Source organism: Curtobacterium flaccumfaciens (genome assembly GCF_013359815.1).
GTDB classification, from domain to species: domain Bacteria; phylum Actinomycetota; class Actinomycetes; order Actinomycetales; family Microbacteriaceae; genus Curtobacterium; species Curtobacterium flaccumfaciens.
This window is the reverse complement of sequence record NZ_JABMCF010000036.1, coordinates 354,353-368,097: the sequence shown is the minus strand read 5'-3', so window position 1 is coordinate 368,097 and position 13,745 is coordinate 354,353. Positions and strand designations below refer to the sequence as shown.

At 71.2% G+C, this 13,745-nt stretch carries 16 protein-coding genes; 8 read left to right on the top strand and 8 right to left on the bottom strand.

Going from position 1 to position 13,745, the window contains the following annotated elements; genetic code table 11:
* Positions 1 to 9: 9 nt before the first annotated feature.
* Positions 10 to 510: a GNAT family N-acetyltransferase gene (locus HP445_RS09925; protein WP_206647620.1), complete on the top strand. Its 501-nt coding sequence runs from the start codon at positions 10 to 12 to the stop codon at positions 508 to 510.
* Here HP445_RS09925 and HP445_RS09920 read toward each other — a convergent pair.
* The gene (locus HP445_RS09920) at positions 497 to 1,549 is read right to left on the bottom strand and encodes a zinc-binding alcohol dehydrogenase family protein (protein ID WP_128780914.1); all 1,053 of its coding nucleotides are present in this window, start codon (positions 1,547 to 1,549) and stop codon (positions 497 to 499) included. The genes HP445_RS09925 and HP445_RS09920 overlap by 14 nt on opposite strands.
* Before the next feature lie 95 nt (positions 1,550 to 1,644).
* Between HP445_RS09920 and HP445_RS09915 the strand changes: the two genes are divergently transcribed.
* Positions 1,645 to 2,220: a TetR family transcriptional regulator gene (locus tag HP445_RS09915; protein WP_128780915.1), complete on the top strand. Its 576-nt coding sequence runs from the start codon at positions 1,645 to 1,647 to the stop codon at positions 2,218 to 2,220.
* Here the strand turns inward: HP445_RS09915 and HP445_RS09910 are convergent.
* The gene (locus HP445_RS09910) at positions 2,174 to 2,629 is read right to left on the bottom strand and encodes a GNAT family N-acetyltransferase (protein ID WP_128780916.1); all 456 of its coding nucleotides are present in this window, start codon (positions 2,627 to 2,629) and stop codon (positions 2,174 to 2,176) included. The two genes, HP445_RS09915 and HP445_RS09910, sit on opposite strands and share 47 nt — an antisense overlap.
* A 53-nt stretch (positions 2,630 to 2,682) precedes the next feature.
* Between HP445_RS09910 and HP445_RS09905 the strand changes: the two genes are divergently transcribed.
* Positions 2,683 to 3,252: a uridine kinase family protein gene (locus HP445_RS09905; RefSeq protein ID WP_128780917.1), complete on the top strand. Its 570-nt coding sequence runs from the start codon at positions 2,683 to 2,685 to the stop codon at positions 3,250 to 3,252.
* Here HP445_RS09905 and HP445_RS09900 read toward each other — a convergent pair.
* Positions 3,240 to 3,692, bottom strand: coding sequence for a MarR family winged helix-turn-helix transcriptional regulator (locus HP445_RS09900; RefSeq protein WP_128780918.1), 453 nt, complete (start codon positions 3,690 to 3,692; stop codon positions 3,240 to 3,242). The two genes, HP445_RS09905 and HP445_RS09900, sit on opposite strands and share 13 nt — an antisense overlap.
* Before the next feature lie 62 nt (positions 3,693 to 3,754).
* On the opposite strand from HP445_RS09900, the gene HP445_RS09895 reads away from it, so the two are divergent.
* The 3 genes from HP445_RS09895 (at position 3,755) to HP445_RS09885 (ending at position 6,160) form a co-directional block, all read left to right on the top strand.
* Positions 3,755 to 4,123, top strand: a complete 369-nt coding sequence (locus HP445_RS09895; protein ID WP_111032077.1) for a VOC family protein — start codon at positions 3,755 to 3,757, stop codon at positions 4,121 to 4,123.
* Positions 4,124 to 4,260: 137 nt separating this feature from the next.
* Complete coding sequence (locus HP445_RS09890) at positions 4,261 to 5,664, top strand: LLM class flavin-dependent oxidoreductase (protein WP_206647621.1); 1,404 nt, start codon at positions 4,261 to 4,263, stop codon at positions 5,662 to 5,664.
* Positions 5,665 to 5,668: 4 nt separating this feature from the next.
* The gene (locus HP445_RS09885; protein ID WP_128780919.1) at positions 5,669 to 6,160 is read left to right on the top strand and encodes a GNAT family N-acetyltransferase; all 492 of its coding nucleotides are present in this window, start codon (positions 5,669 to 5,671) and stop codon (positions 6,158 to 6,160) included.
* A 6-nt stretch (positions 6,161 to 6,166) separates the two neighbouring features.
* On the opposite strand, the gene HP445_RS09880 is transcribed toward HP445_RS09885, so the two are convergent.
* The 4 genes from HP445_RS09880 to HP445_RS09865 all read right to left on the bottom strand — a co-directional run bounded on the left by HP445_RS09880 (position 6,167) and on the right by HP445_RS09865 (position 10,358).
* Positions 6,167 to 6,934: an SGNH/GDSL hydrolase family protein gene (locus HP445_RS09880; protein WP_217499819.1), complete on the bottom strand. Its 768-nt coding sequence runs from the start codon at positions 6,932 to 6,934 to the stop codon at positions 6,167 to 6,169.
* A 75-nt stretch (positions 6,935 to 7,009) separates the two neighbouring features.
* Positions 7,010 to 7,939, bottom strand: coding sequence for an acetamidase/formamidase family protein (locus HP445_RS09875; RefSeq protein WP_128780920.1), 930 nt, complete (start codon positions 7,937 to 7,939; stop codon positions 7,010 to 7,012).
* The gene (locus HP445_RS09870) at positions 7,936 to 9,342 is read right to left on the bottom strand and encodes an APC family permease (RefSeq protein ID WP_111032075.1); all 1,407 of its coding nucleotides are present in this window, start codon (positions 9,340 to 9,342) and stop codon (positions 7,936 to 7,938) included. Before HP445_RS09870 ends, HP445_RS09875 begins: the two co-directional genes overlap by 4 nt.
* 110 nt (positions 9,343 to 9,452) lie before the next feature.
* Complete coding sequence (locus HP445_RS09865; protein WP_241660436.1) at positions 9,453 to 10,358, bottom strand: proline iminopeptidase-family hydrolase; 906 nt, start codon at positions 10,356 to 10,358, stop codon at positions 9,453 to 9,455.
* 86 nt (positions 10,359 to 10,444) lie between these two features.
* Here HP445_RS09865 and HP445_RS19170 point away from each other — a divergent pair, with 86 nt between their 5' ends.
* Positions 10,445 to 11,176, top strand: coding sequence for a FadR/GntR family transcriptional regulator (locus tag HP445_RS19170; RefSeq protein ID WP_071405070.1), 732 nt, complete (start codon positions 10,445 to 10,447; stop codon positions 11,174 to 11,176).
* Positions 11,177 to 11,226: 50 nt separating this feature from the next.
* On the opposite strand, the gene HP445_RS09855 is transcribed toward HP445_RS19170, so the two are convergent.
* Complete coding sequence (locus HP445_RS09855) at positions 11,227 to 11,790, bottom strand: VOC family protein (protein WP_128780922.1); 564 nt, start codon at positions 11,788 to 11,790, stop codon at positions 11,227 to 11,229.
* 273 nt (positions 11,791 to 12,063) lie between these two features.
* Here HP445_RS09855 and HP445_RS09850 point away from each other — a divergent pair, with 273 nt between their 5' ends.
* A complete protein-coding gene (locus HP445_RS09850) occupies positions 12,064 to 13,629 on the top strand; it encodes an NCS1 family nucleobase:cation symporter-1 (RefSeq protein WP_128780924.1) in 1,566 nt (521 codons plus the stop codon).
* Positions 13,630 to 13,745: the final 116 nt, after the last annotated feature.

Genomic DNA, 13,745 nt, shown 5'->3' with positions numbered 1-13,745 from the left:
AGGGCTTGAATGGTATGCCTGTTCAAGGGCGCGATGACCTTCGAGACGAAGCGACCCGGCGCAGGCCGGGCCGACGCGATCGTGCGGGCCTACCTGACGGAGGTCGCGTCGCGGTGGTACGGGCGGGCGGCGACGCCGGCCGAGGTCGACCGGGCGCTCGACGAGGAGCCGTACGACGACCTGCAGGGGGACTCCGGGGTGTTCGTCGTCGCGAGTGAAGGGGAAGCCGCTGTCGCCTGCGCCGGCGTGCGCTTCGTGGGTGCTGTCGGCGAGCTGACGAAGGTGTTCACGCTGCCGGAGCACCGCGGCCGAGGCGTCGGTTCGGCGCTCCTGCGCCACGTCGAGGACGTCTGCCGGGGACGCGGGATCACGTCGCTGCGGCTGGACACCCGCGCTGAGCTCGCCGAGGCCTGTGCGCTCTACGAACGGCTCGGCTTCGCCCGGGTGGCGCCGTTCAACGACGACCCGTACTCCGACCGCTGGTACGCGAAGTCGCTCAGGGGAGCGTGACGACGAGCTTCCGGGCGGAGACACCGGCGCGGAGTTCGGCGAGGGCGTCCGGGATCGCGGCGAGTCCCGATCCGACGACGGACGCGGTCGGGGTGGCGCGGTACCTCCCGGTGCGGAGCGCTTCGGGCAGGAAATCGCGGTAGATCGCGGGGCCGACCTCGGACTCAGTCGGGCGGCCGCCCCAGATCGCGGTGACGTGGACCCCGTGTCGGCGCTCGAGCCGCGCACGGATCGCCGTCACCGGTGTCGGGTACGCCGACGCGAGCCGACTGGAGCCGGTGGCTGCCCGGACGATCGGGAGCGTCCGGGTCAGTGAGCCCTGGCCGAAGGCGAGGGTGCCGACGAGCTCCCGGTCGGCGAGTGCCTCGAGGATGCGGCGTGCGGCACCGTCGTCGCGGTAGTCGAACACGGCCTCGGCCCCGAGGTCCTGCACGAACCCGTGGTTCTTCGGCGATGCGGTGCCGATCACGGCGTAGCCGGCGGCCCGGGCGAGCTGGACGGCGTTGGCGCCGACGCTCGTGGACGCGCCCCACACCAGGACGACCCCGGGGCGCTCGGACGTGTCGGCCGTCGGGAGCGACAGCGCGAGCTGATCCGGCTCGAAGAGCCCTGCCGCGGCGGTCGAGACGGCGAGTGGCAGGACCGCTGCCTGCTCGGCGGGCAGGGCATCCGGAACCGGGGTCGTCACACGGTCGAGCAGCAGGACCAGGTGCTGGAAGGCGCCTTCGGCAGCACTGTTCCGGTGCTGTTCCTGCCCCGCGGCGTGCCCGACGACCCGGTCGCCCACGCGGAAGCGCTCGACGTCCGGGCCGATCGCGACGACCGTGCCGGCGACGTCCGACCCGAGGACCGCGGGGAACCGCAGCTTCGGGAACACCAGGTGCCGGAAGAGCCCGCCGACGGCGTCGACCGGGTTGACGGCGACCGCCTCGGCGCGGACGACGAGTTCGCCGGGCCCGGGCTGGGGGACCGTGGCGGGCCCGACGGCGAACCGCCCGGTCGACGTGGTCCAGAGTGCTGCGTTGCCCGATGGCGACATGGTGTCCCGATCTCTTGCTCGAAGTGAGTCATGACACGACGTGTCATCGCCCAGTCAATCATGACACGACGTGTCATCACCACTACTGTGGACCCATGCGTTGGTCTCCGGATGCCCGAGGGCGACTCGAGCGAGCGGCGTTCGAGCTCTTCGCCGAGCAGGGCTACCAGGCGACGACCGTGCCGCAGATCACCGCACGGGCCGGCCTGACGACCCGCACCTTCTTCCGGTACTTCGCCGACAAGCGCGAGGTGATCTTCGCCGGTGACGAGATCCCCGACCTCGCCCGGGCCGCCATCCAGGGTGCACCGGCCGGGATCGACCCGCTCGACATCGTCGTGCACGGCCTCCGCGCCGTCGCCGACGAGCGGTTCGAGGGGCGGCACGCCGAGGTCGGCTCGGTGCGGCGGCTGGTGCTGTCCGAGTCGTCGCTCCGGGAGCGCGACGCCCGGAAGCGTGCCGACCTGACGGACGCGGTGCGCGAGGCCTTCGCCCACCGCGGGCTCGATCCGTCTGAGGCGGCGGTCATCGCCGAGACGACCGTGATGCTGTTCCACCTGGCCCTCGAGGCCTGGCTCACCGGACCGTCCGAGCGCCGGATGGCCGACGTGGTCGACGAGCAGCTCAGTGCACTCCGTGGGGTGCTCGATCGGCGGCCCGCAGCGTCATGAACACGTCGACGCCGTCGTCGGTGTCGAGCACGAAGCCGTGTCGTTCGTAGAGTCGGCGAGCCGGGCTGCCCACCAGCACGTTGAGCCGCGTCGGACCCTCGTGGGGCTCGTCGAGGACGGCGCGCAGCACGGTCGACCCGACTCCACGCCCCTGGACGTCGGGCGCGAGGTAGAAGTGTTCTACCCAGCGGACGTCGTCCTCGACCCGCACGGTGATCGACCCGACGTCGCGACCGTCGACCACGACGATGCGGGTCAGCTGCGGCTGGAACGCGTCGCGGAGGCGCTGTCGGACGCGCGTCTCGTCGAACACCCCGAGGCGCATCAGGTCGTCGCGCAGCACCACGGCTCGGAGCTCGACGAGCCACTCGAGGTCCTCGGTGGTGCTGTCCCGCAGTGCGACGTCCATCCGCTCAGCCTACGAACTCCGGTGCACCGTCATCGACCTCGTACGCTTGCCCGATGGACCGCGACGGCGTCATCGACCTTGTCGCGTCCCGCCGCGCCTCGGCCCGTGCACCGATCGTCGTCGGTGTCTCCGGCTACTGCGGATCCGGCAAGTCGACGCTGACGCGCACCCTCGTCGAGGGGCTCCCCGGCGCGGTCCGCATCCGCGGCGACGACTTCCTCGACCCCGTTCGGTCCCATCAGCGGTCGGCCGACTGGGACGGCGTCGATCGTCCCCGTCTGGTGTCGTCGGTGCTCGAACCGCACCGAGCCGGTCGTGCGAGCACGTTCCAGCGGTTCGACTGGTCGGTGCGAGCCCTCGGCCCGGCCGAGCCGCTGCCGCGGACGGACGTCCTGATCGTCGACCTGATCGGACTCTTCCACCCCGAGGCGCTCCCGCACCTCGACGTCAGCATCTGGTGTGACGTCGACCTCGACACGGCGGTGTGTCGGGGCACGGCTCGTGATCGTGCGCTCGGGCGCAGGCACGATGCGCTCTGGCGAGATGTGTGGGTCCCCAACGAGCGTGACTTCGAGGATCGGTACGCACCGAAGGACGCCGCTTCGGTGCGCTACGCGCCCTGACTGCGGAGCGACGTCACCATGCTCCGCAGGATCCGACGTGCCTCGGTCTGCTGGTCGGCGCTCAGATCGGCGAGCATCCGCTGCTCGACCCCGCGGATCGCCGCACTCGCCTGCGCCAGGCTCCGTCGCCCGCTGTCGGTCAGCTGCGTGGGGAGCGCCTTGCCGACCGACGGCTCGGTGGCGCGGGTGACGAAGCCGTCCCGCTCCAGGGTCTGCAGCAGCACGTTCATCGACTGCCGGGTGACGAAGGTTCCTCGTGCGAGCTCGGAGTTCGACAGGCCGGGGCGCTGTGCGAGCAGTTCGAGGCAGGAGTAGTGCGTCACCGTCATGCCGAGCGGGCGCAGCACGGCTTCCATCGACGCCCGGAGGGCGCTCGCCGTCTCCTTGAGCAGGTAGCCGATCGACGTCTCGAGGTGGATGCCGGTGTCGTCTTGACGCATGTCAGTAGTCTGACATAGCTTGTGCTGTGTCAGAAGACTGACACGAACCGAAGGAGCACCACATGCCCGTCACCGGCCCCGACTTCATCTCCCTGCAGACCCGCGACCTCGACGCCTCACAGGCGTTCTACGAGCGCTACCTCGGCCTCGTCCGCTCGCAGGCCGGCCCGCCCCACGCCGTCGTGTTCGAGACCACGCCGATCGCCTTCGCCCTGCGCGACCTGGTGCCCGGCACGGACCTCGACGCGGTGGCGCAGCCCGGCGTCGGCGCCGCGGTCTGGCTGCACGCAACGGACGTGCAGGCGATCCACGACGCGCTGGTCGCCGACGGCCACCGCATCGTCTCGGCGCCGATCGACGGTCCCTTCGGTCGGACGTTCACGTTCGCCGACCCCGACGGCTACCACGTCACGCTCCACGACCGCGCCTGAGCCCTGGAACCGGCCACGCGCCCGCCGCGGGTGACGTGACGGATGCGGGGCGGGCCTCCAGGCCGGTGCCGGAGGCGACCGTCACGCTTCGTCACGATCCGTGACGGTCGCAGGTGTCCGACGTAGCGTCTCGATCCGTGACCACCAGCAGCGAGCACCGGCAGATCCGCTTCAACGCGTTCGACATGAACTGCGTCGCGCACCAGTCCTCCGGACTGTGGCGGCACCCCCGCGACCGATCGCGGGACTACCGCGACCTGACCTACTGGACGGACCTGGCGAAGACGCTCGAGGGCGGGGCGTTCGACGGCATCTTCATCGCCGACGTCCTCGGCACCTACGACGTGTACGGCGGCTCGAACGAGGCCGCGCTCCGCACCGGGTCGCAGGTGCCGGTGAACGACCCGATCCTGCTCGTGTCGGCGATGGCGTCGGTGACCGAGCACCTGGGCTTCGGCATCACGGCCGGCACCGCGTACGAGCACCCGTACCCGTTCGCCCGACGCATGTCGACGCTCGATCACCTGACCAAGGGCCGGGTCGGCTGGAACGTCGTCACCGGGTACCTGCCGAGTGCCGCACGGAACATGGGCCAGACCGACCAGCTGTCGCACGACGACCGGTACGACGTGGCGGACGAGTACCTCGAGGTGCTCTACAAGCTGTGGGAGGGCTCGTGGGAGGACGACGCCGTCGTCGCCGACCGCGAAGCCGGGGTCTTCACGGACCCGGAGAAGGTGCACCCGATCGAGCACCACGGCACGCACTTCGACGTGCCGGGCATCCACCTGTCCGAACCGTCCGTGCAGCGCACGCCCGTCATCTACCAGGCGGGCGCGTCACCGCGCGGCATCCGCTTCGCCGCGGAGAACGCGGAAGCCGTCTTCGTGGGCGCACCGACCGTCGAGCAGCTCGCGTCGACCGTCGCGAAGGTCCGGGACGCCCTGGAGGCAGCTGGTCGCGACCGGTACGCCGCCCGCGTCTACACGCTGCTCACCGTGATCACGGACGCCACCGACGAGCTGGCCCAGGCGAAGTACGAGGACTACCTGTCGTACGCGTCGGAGCTCGGTGCGCTGGTGCTCAACTCCGGCTGGATGGGCGTCGACCTGTCGCAGTGGGACCCGGACCAGCCCCTCGGTGACGTCGAGTCGAACGCGATCCAGTCGGCGGCGGCGAACATCGCGGCAGCGACGGGGGAGGACGGGTCGAAGTGGACGATCCGTGACCTGGCACGGCAGACGGCGATCGGCGGACTCGGCCCGGTGGCGGTCGGCGGGGGAGCGACCATCGCCGACCGGCTGCAGGAGATCCAGGAGCTCACCGACGTCGACGGCTTCAACCTGGCGTACGCGGTGACCCCGGGCACGTGGGAGGACGTCATCGAGTTCGTGATCCCGGAGCTCCGTGCCCGTGGGGCCTACCCGGAGGAGTACGAGCCGGGGTCGCTCCGCCAGAAGCTGCACGGCCGCGGGGACCGGCTGCCCGACGAGCACCGTGGGGCGTCGTTCAGGATCGGGAGCCGGGCGGTCGTAGGCTGATCGGGTGATCGAGTCGTCCGTGGTCGTGCGTCCTGCGACCCCGGACGAGACCGACACCTGCATCGACCTGTGGGCCGCGGCCGTGGCTGCCCGTGACGGTGCCGCCGAGGACCCGGCGGTGCGGGAGCGCGCGCGGCAGAAGTTCGCGGCGGAGCACGTCGCCTGGCTGGTGGCCCCCGGCCCGGACGGTGCGGTCGACGGCTTCGTGCTCGTGACGGCACCGGGCACCGGCCGGTCGACGGACCCGGCGGACGCCGCCTACCTGTCGTTGCTCGCGGTGCGGCCCGGGGTGCAGGCTCGCGGGGTCGGACGGTCGCTGCTGTCCGAGGCGGTGCACGACGCCCGGGCTGGCGGACACCCCCGCGTCGTGCTGCACGTGCTCGGCGACAACGACCGGGCGGTGCGGCTGTACGAGGCGGGCGGCTTCGTGGCGACGGGCGACGAGTTCGCGCACGCGCTGAGCGGGGTCACCACCCGCGTGTACGTCGCGGGCTGACGCTGGCTACGCGTCCTGACCGCGCACCGGCGTCCACGTCGGGTAGGTCGCCGAGCGTCCGTCGCCCGACGATGTGCGGGTGATCCTGCGCTGGACCCACGGCAGGACGTACTCGCGGTAGTAGCGGAGTTCCTCGCCCAGACGGGTCCGAGCGGTACCGGGGTCCGCGGGCTCGACCGGCGCAGGGCCGTCCAGGACCGCGTGCAGCGCCAGGTCCGCGACGCGCTGGTGCCCGGTGGCGTTCATGTGCAGCCGGTCGTCCGACCAGAACTCCGCACGGCGCAGGTGCGGGTCGCGGGAGACGTCGACGAACGGCAGACCGCGGCGTCGGGCGAGGGTGCCGAGCGCCTCGGCCCAGGCGTCACCGCGGCGGTTGATCAGGGAACCGAGGGGCAGGCGGGCGCTCGGGTCGGCCGGGCTGAGGAGCGCCAGGCGCGCCCCGGTGGCCTCGACGCGGCCGGCGGCGGCCTCGACCTGCCCGATCAGCGCGTCCACCTCGAAGCGCGGGCGCAGCAGGTCGTTGCCGCCGGCGCAGAAGGTGATGAGGGTCGGCGCCGGGTCGAGCGCGAGCGCGGCCTCGAGTTGACCGTCGAGGACCCCGGCGAGCAGTCGGCCGCGCACCGCGAGGTTCGCGTACGAGACGTGGGCGTCCGAGGCTGCCGCCATCGCGCTCGCGAGTCGTCCAGTCCAGCCGGGGAACGGAGCGGGTCCGGCGTCGCCGATGCCCTCCGAGAAGCTGTCGCCGATCGCGACGTAGCGGATGGTGTCGTGCATGCGCCCATCATCGTGCACACGCCTGTGCAGGTTCCCGGCACGACAGCCGTACCGGGAACCCGCATCAATGAACCCTCACAGCACCGCCTTCGGCACCCGGTGCAGGGTGACCGCGCCGACGGCGGCGAAGGGGTGCAACGGGTCCGGGGCGGTGGAGCCGGTCGGCCCGCCGAGCTTCGAGTCACCGACCGCGCTGAGCACCGCGTAGGCGTCCTCGGCGGTCCAGCCGTGCTCGTCGACCAGGAACGCGAAGGCGTCCTCGTACCCGCGCCGGATGCTCTCCTGCACGGGGTCGCCGAGGCCGACGAACAGCCAGTCGTCGGCGGTCTCGATGCGGGGTGCGCGGAGCACCGGGCCGCCCTTGACCAGGTCGACGGAGACGATCGCGGTGCCCTGGGCCTCGATGGCGACGAACGACGACTCGCCCTCGGCCATGAGCGCGTGGATGTCGCCGATCGACAGCAGCGCACCGGGGACCCGGACGGGCAGGGACACCGTCGAGCCGGGGCGGGCCTCGGTGACGTCCATGTTGCCGCCCTCCGGGTAGGCCGGCATGATCGTCGAGTTCTCGCCCTCGGCCGGGGCCGTCCCGATGCACCCGATCATCGGCCGGACGGGGAACCGGTGCCGGTCGGACACCTGCACCGTGCCGTCCGAGATCGGGCAGCGGCGGGCGAAGACCCGGTCGCCCATGACGTGCTGCAGGGCCCCGGAGCCGGGCAGGGACACGGACCACCCGTGCGTGGTCAGCTCGATGGCGTGGATGGTCACCACGAGGGTGTCGCCGGGTTCGGCCCCCTCGACGAAGACCGGGCCGGTCACCGGGTTGATCGGTGCCTGCAGCTGCGCCATGTCGTGGTGCTGGTCGAGTTCGGCGTAGACGGCGTCGGTGGTCTCGAACCCGATGGTCTCGCCGGTGCCGGGACGGACCCGCAGCACGGGCTCCCGGTCGGCCGAGAACCCGGGGCGGCCGAGGGTGTTCGGCAGGAAGTGGTCCGGGGTCATCGGGCGTCCTCCGTCGTCGGTTCTGCTTCGGAGCCGACCTCGGTGGAACGGCCGGTGCGTCGGTAGTACAGGAACACGGCCGCGCCGACGATCAGCCAGATGATCCCGCCGACCTTCGCCTCGACCGCGGCGTTGAGCAGGACGTACCCGATGATCAGGAACCCGACCAGCGGCACGACCAGGTGCAGCAGCCAGTTGCGCGACTTCCCCTTGATGACGTGGTGCACGAAGACGGACACGTGCAGGAGCATGAAGCCGAACAGCGCGCCGAAGTTCACGAGCGACGAGATCGTGTCGATCTGCCCGACGAAGAACAGCACGAGGATCGCGGAGAGCACCGAGACGACGATGATCGCGTTCTGCGGCACCTGGCGCCCGTTGAGCTTGTGCAGGAACGCGGGCAGCTGACGGTCGCGGCTCATCGAGAAGAGCAGGCGGCTCGTCGCAGCCTGCGCGGCCATGGCGTTCGCGATGCCGACGGCGAGCACGTTGACCGCGAAGAACGCGGTGGCCCACCCGCTCGACGAGGCCTGCTCGACGATGGTGAAGAAGGCGTTGCCGGCCTCGCTGTCCGAGAACGAGTCCCGCCCCGCGGCCAGGGCGGATGCGAGCCAGGTCTGCAGGATGAACAGGAACGCCACGATGACGAGCGCCAGGATCATCGCCGTGCCGGCTCCGCCACGACGGCCGGTGGACTCCTCGGACAGGGTGGAGATGCCGTCGAAGCCCAGGAAGCTCAGCACCGCGATCGACAGGGCCGAGGCGATGAGCGGGGCCGACACCTTGGCCGGGTCCCAGATCTGCTCGGTGCCGAACGACGCGTCGGGGATCGTGCCACCGGTCAGCGCGACGATGGCGATGACGACGAAGATCGCGACGAAGACGAGCTCGATGAGCAGGAAGATGCGGTTCGCGAGCTTGAGCGAGGACACCCCGGCCAGGTTGATGACGGTGTTGATCGCGACGAACACGAGCGCCCACAGCCAGCGGGGCGTGCCCGGGAAGATGCCGACCATGCTCTCCGCGGCGAACACGTAGAGCAGCGTCGGGACGAGCAGGTAGTCGAGCAGGATCGCCCAGCCGGCGAAGAACCCGGCGGTGGGGTGGATGCCGCGGCCGACGTACGAGAACACGCTGCCGGCGAGGGGGATCGACTTCGCCATCTGCGCGTAGGCCAGGGCGGTGAAGATCATCGCGACGAGGCCGACGAGGTACACCAGCGGCACCATGCCGCTGGAGGCGTTGTAGACGGTCCCGAAGATCGCCCACGGGGCGATCGGGACCATGAAGACCAGGCCGTAGATGAGCAGGTCGGTGGTGGAGACGGAGCGCTTGAGCTCCTGCTTGTAGCCGTAGGCCTCGAGCTGCTGCTGTGCGGAGAGCTCGCTGTGCTGCTGCGACATGTCGGGTTCCGTTTCGGGTGGAGGGACGGGTGCGGCGGTGGGGGTGGGGATTGCTTGCCGGGAGGCGCGGGGCGGGCCCGTCCCGCGCCTCCAGACCGAAGGTGGCCGGGTCAGGCGTCGTCGTGCGCGGCCAGGAAGGCCGCGACGACCCGGCGGAACTCCGCCGGCTGCTCCAGGTGCGAGCAGTGGCTCGCGCCGGGGAAGACGTGCTGCCGGACGTCGGCGATCCGCTCGACGAACGGCGCCCAGGTGGCGGGCGTGGCCTCGTCGTGCTCGCCGGCGACGACGAGCGTCGGCACGGCGATGCGGTCGAGCCGGTCGACGATGGTCCAGTCGCGCATCGTGCCGATGACGTGGAACTCGTTCGGGCCGTTCATCGTGTGGTAGACCGTCGGCTCGCGCTCCATCTGCTCTTCGGAGTCGACGAAGTCCGGATGGCTCGGGACCACGCGGCAGACGTGCCGCTCGTAGAAGACCTGCGTCGCCGCCAGGTACTCGGGGTCGTCGACGGTGCCGGCCGTCTCGTGCCGGGTCAGGGCGTCCTGCACGTCGGCGGGCAGCTGCGCGCGGAGCTCGGCGGCGCCGTCGACCCAGAGCTGCATCGACGCGGGGGAGTTGCAGATCGCCAGCGAGCGGAGGCCCGCGGGCTGCCGCACGGCGATCTCGGCGCCGAGCATGCCGCCCCACGACTGCCCGAGGACGTGGTGGTCGCCGAGCCCGAGGTGCTCGACCAGGGCGGCGTACTCGTCGACGAAGAGCTGCGGCTGCCAGGTGTCGACCGGGGCGTCCGGGCGGTGGCTGCTCCGGCCGCAGCCGAACTGGTCGTGGTGGACGACGGTCCGGCCGGTCTCGTCGGCCAGGGCCGCGAGGTTCCGGAGGTAGTCGTGGGCCATGCCGGGCCCGCCGTGCAGAACGACGAGGGGCAGCGCGCCGGCGACCGGGGTGTCGGGTGTGGTGACCCGGTACCAGGTCTCGCCGTCGCGGAACGGCATCGTGGATTCGGTGATGCTGGACATGGGGGTCAGCATGGAGCGGAAGAAGGTCCCACGCAATACCTTTTCTGCTGCCTTAACGTGGTCTTAACACCGCGAAGGGGGTCCGTGTGTCCGATCGTGCGACCGAGACGCGCGTCGACGAGGTCGAGGACCGCCTCGTGACCGCCGTCGCCGTGGGCGAGTACCTGCCCGGCGCGAACCTGCCGCCGGAACGCGAACTCGCCGGCCTGCTCGGCGTCGCCCGGGTCACCGTGCGCGGTGCGATCGCCCGGCTCGTCGAACGGGGGCTGCTCGAGACCCGTCGAGGCCGGGGCGGTGGCACGTTCGTCCGCACCGAGTGGCCGGACAGCTCATCGGACGCGGTCGGGCGGGTGCTGCTCGCCCGGTGGGAGGCGATCCAGGACACCGCCGATGCCATCGCGCTGCTGCACGGGGCACTCGCGACGGCCGCCGCGGAACGGGTCACCCCGGAGGACGCCGCCCTGATCCGAGCACGGCTCGAGGTGTTCCGCGAGGCCACCTCAGGCCTCGAGAAGCAACAGGCCGACGCTGTGCTGCACCGGACGATCATCGACGCCGCGCGGAACGACGCCCTGCGGACGGCGCTCGCCGGGTTGGAGGCGCAGATCTCCATCGCCGCTCCGGCGCACCTGTGGGGCACGGCCGAGGGCATGGCGGAGATGGAGACCCGCGCGCTCCACGAGCACGAACTGCTGGTGGACGCGGTGTGTTCGGGGCGGGCGCCCGAGGCGGGCGTGATCGCCCGGCAGCACGTCGGGATCGACGTCGAACTGCTCGAACGGGCCGTGCGGCGGACGGGACAGGTGCCCCGCCACTGAGAGGCGGTCTGTCGGTCGGTGTGTTGGTCGGTCGGTGCGGCGGTTGGTCGTCAGTGCACGGCGGGTGCCGGCACCGGGTAGACGTCGTCGGGCATCGGCCACGGCGCCCACTTCGGCCGCGGCGCGTACACCAGGTACGGCTGCGGCGTCGGGTAGCTGACGAGCTCGAGCGTCGACCCCCACGGCGTGCGGGTGTAGACGAACCGGTTGCCGGCACCCGCCTCGTCACCACGCAGGTCGCGCGGGTCGGAGTTCCGGGTACCGCCGGCCGCCTCGACCCGAGCGAGCGTCGCGTCCAGGTCGTCGGCGTACATCGCCAGGTGCTGCCACCCCAGGTCGGACGGGTGTGCGGCGTTCCGCTGCTCGGGCCCCAGGTACTCGAACAGCTCGAGCCCCGGCCCCTCCGGCAGCGCGAGCATCCGCATGGCCCCCTGCGCCATGGAGCTCGGGATGCCGAGGTAGCCGTGCGCCTCGGAACTGCTGTTCGGCGTCTCGTCACGACGCCGCATGTCGTACAGGACGACGGCGTCGAACGCCGCCTCGAAGAACTGCGTGGCTGCGTCGATGTCCGGCACCGTGACGCCCACGTGGTCGATCCTGATTCCCCTGCTCATGGTCGATTCGTACCACCGGCGGTCCCCGCTGCTCGGGTCGGGGCGGGGTCCGTGCGGGGTCGGTGCCCATCGATGCGGCAAGCCGCACCGCGGCTCCGCGCGCGGCACCGGGAGTGGTCGGCGCCGGTCTCGACCACCGTCCCGGAACGGTCGTTCCAGGACGGGGTGCGGGACACACGACCGTTACACGAGGGAAACGGCGGGGGCGAAGTCGCTCCGTAGCTTCGTGCTCAAGCACGCACCGCCCCGCTTCCCACTCCCTCGGAGGACGCCATGGCTACCGACATCGCGACACCAGTCGCCGCGCCCCACGCCCCCACCACGACCGCCGCTCCCGCCCCAGCGGGCGCCGGTGTCGTCAAGCCCGGGTACGACCCGGCGCTCACGAACGAGGACCTCGCCCCGCTGCGCGAGCAGCGCTGGACGAGCTACAACTTCTTCGCCTTCTGGATGTCCGACGTGCACTCGGTCGGCGGCTACGTCACCGCCGGGTCGCTCTTCGCCCTCGGCATCGCGAGCTGGCAGGTGCTCATCGCCCTGGTGGTCGGCATCCTGATCGTGCAGGTCTTCGCCAACCTGGTCGCGAAGCCGTCGCAGCGCACCGGTGTGCCGTACCCGGTGATCAACCGCGCGGTGTTCGGGGTGCTCGGCGCGAACGTCCCCGCCATCATCCGCGGCCTGATCGCGATGGCCTGGTACGGCGTGCAGACCTTCCTCGCCGCCCAGTCGCTGAACATCATCTTCCTCAAGTTCATCCCGGCGTCGGCGGGGCTGCTCGACCACTCGTTCCTCGGGCTGTCGGCCCTGGGGTGGATCTCGTACGCGATCCTCTGGGTGGCACAGGGCGCGCTGTTCTGGATGGGCATGGAGGCGATCAAGCGGTTCATCGACTGGGCCGGTCCGGCGGTCTACGTGGTGATGATCGCGCTCGCGGTCTACCTGGTCAGCCAGGCGGGCATCGGCAACATCTCGTTCACCCTGTCGGTCGGCGAGCCGCTGTCGTTCGGGGCGTCGATCCCGGTGATGCTGTCCGCGGTCGCCCTGGTGGTCAGCTACTTCTCCGGCCCGATGCTGAACTTCGGGGACTTCTCGCGCTACGGCCGGTCGTTCCGCGCGGTCAAGCGCGGCAACTTCTGGGGACTGCCGATCAACTTCCTGTTCTTCTCGGTCCTGACGGTGCTCTGCGCCAGTGCGACGGTGCCGGTGTTCGGCAAGCTCATCACCGACCCGATCGAGACCGTGCAGGCCATCGGTGCCCCGTTCGCGATCCTGCTCGGCGGCCTGACGTTCGTCACCGCGACCGTCGGCATCAACATCGTGGCGAACTTCATCAGCCCCGCGTTCGACTTCTCGAACGTGGCACCCCGGAAGATCTCGTGGCGGGCCGGCGGCATGATCGCCGCGGTCGGCTCCGTGCTCCTCACCCCGTGGAACTGGTACGGCAACGACCAGGCGATCCTGTACACGCTCGGGGTGCTCGGTGCGCTGATCGGCCCGCTGTTCGGCATCCTCATCGCGGGCTACTACATCGTCGGCAAGCAGCGCATCGCGATCGACGACATGTACTCCACGAGCCGCACTGCCCGGTACTGGTACCGCGGCGGGTTCAACCCGAACGCCATCTGGACCCTCGTGGTCACCGGCGCGATCTCGGTCGCGAGCGCGGTCCTGCCCCCGGCACTCGGCGTGCTGCCGTGGCTGTCGAGCTACAGCTGGTTCATCGGGTGCGGCCTGGGCCTCGTCGTCTTCTGGGCGCTCGAGCGTGTCCGGCCGAGCATGCCCGTGCTCGACGCGGACGACCCCTCGGTCGACGACGGCGCGGCCGTCGGTCGCGCCTGACCCCCGGCGTCGCGGCTCGCCCTCCACAGGGCGGGTCGCGGCGCTCGGTCGTCCACAGATCAACACCACGGCCGGGAGGCCCGCCCCGCCTCCGCCACGATGGTCACCACCCAGCA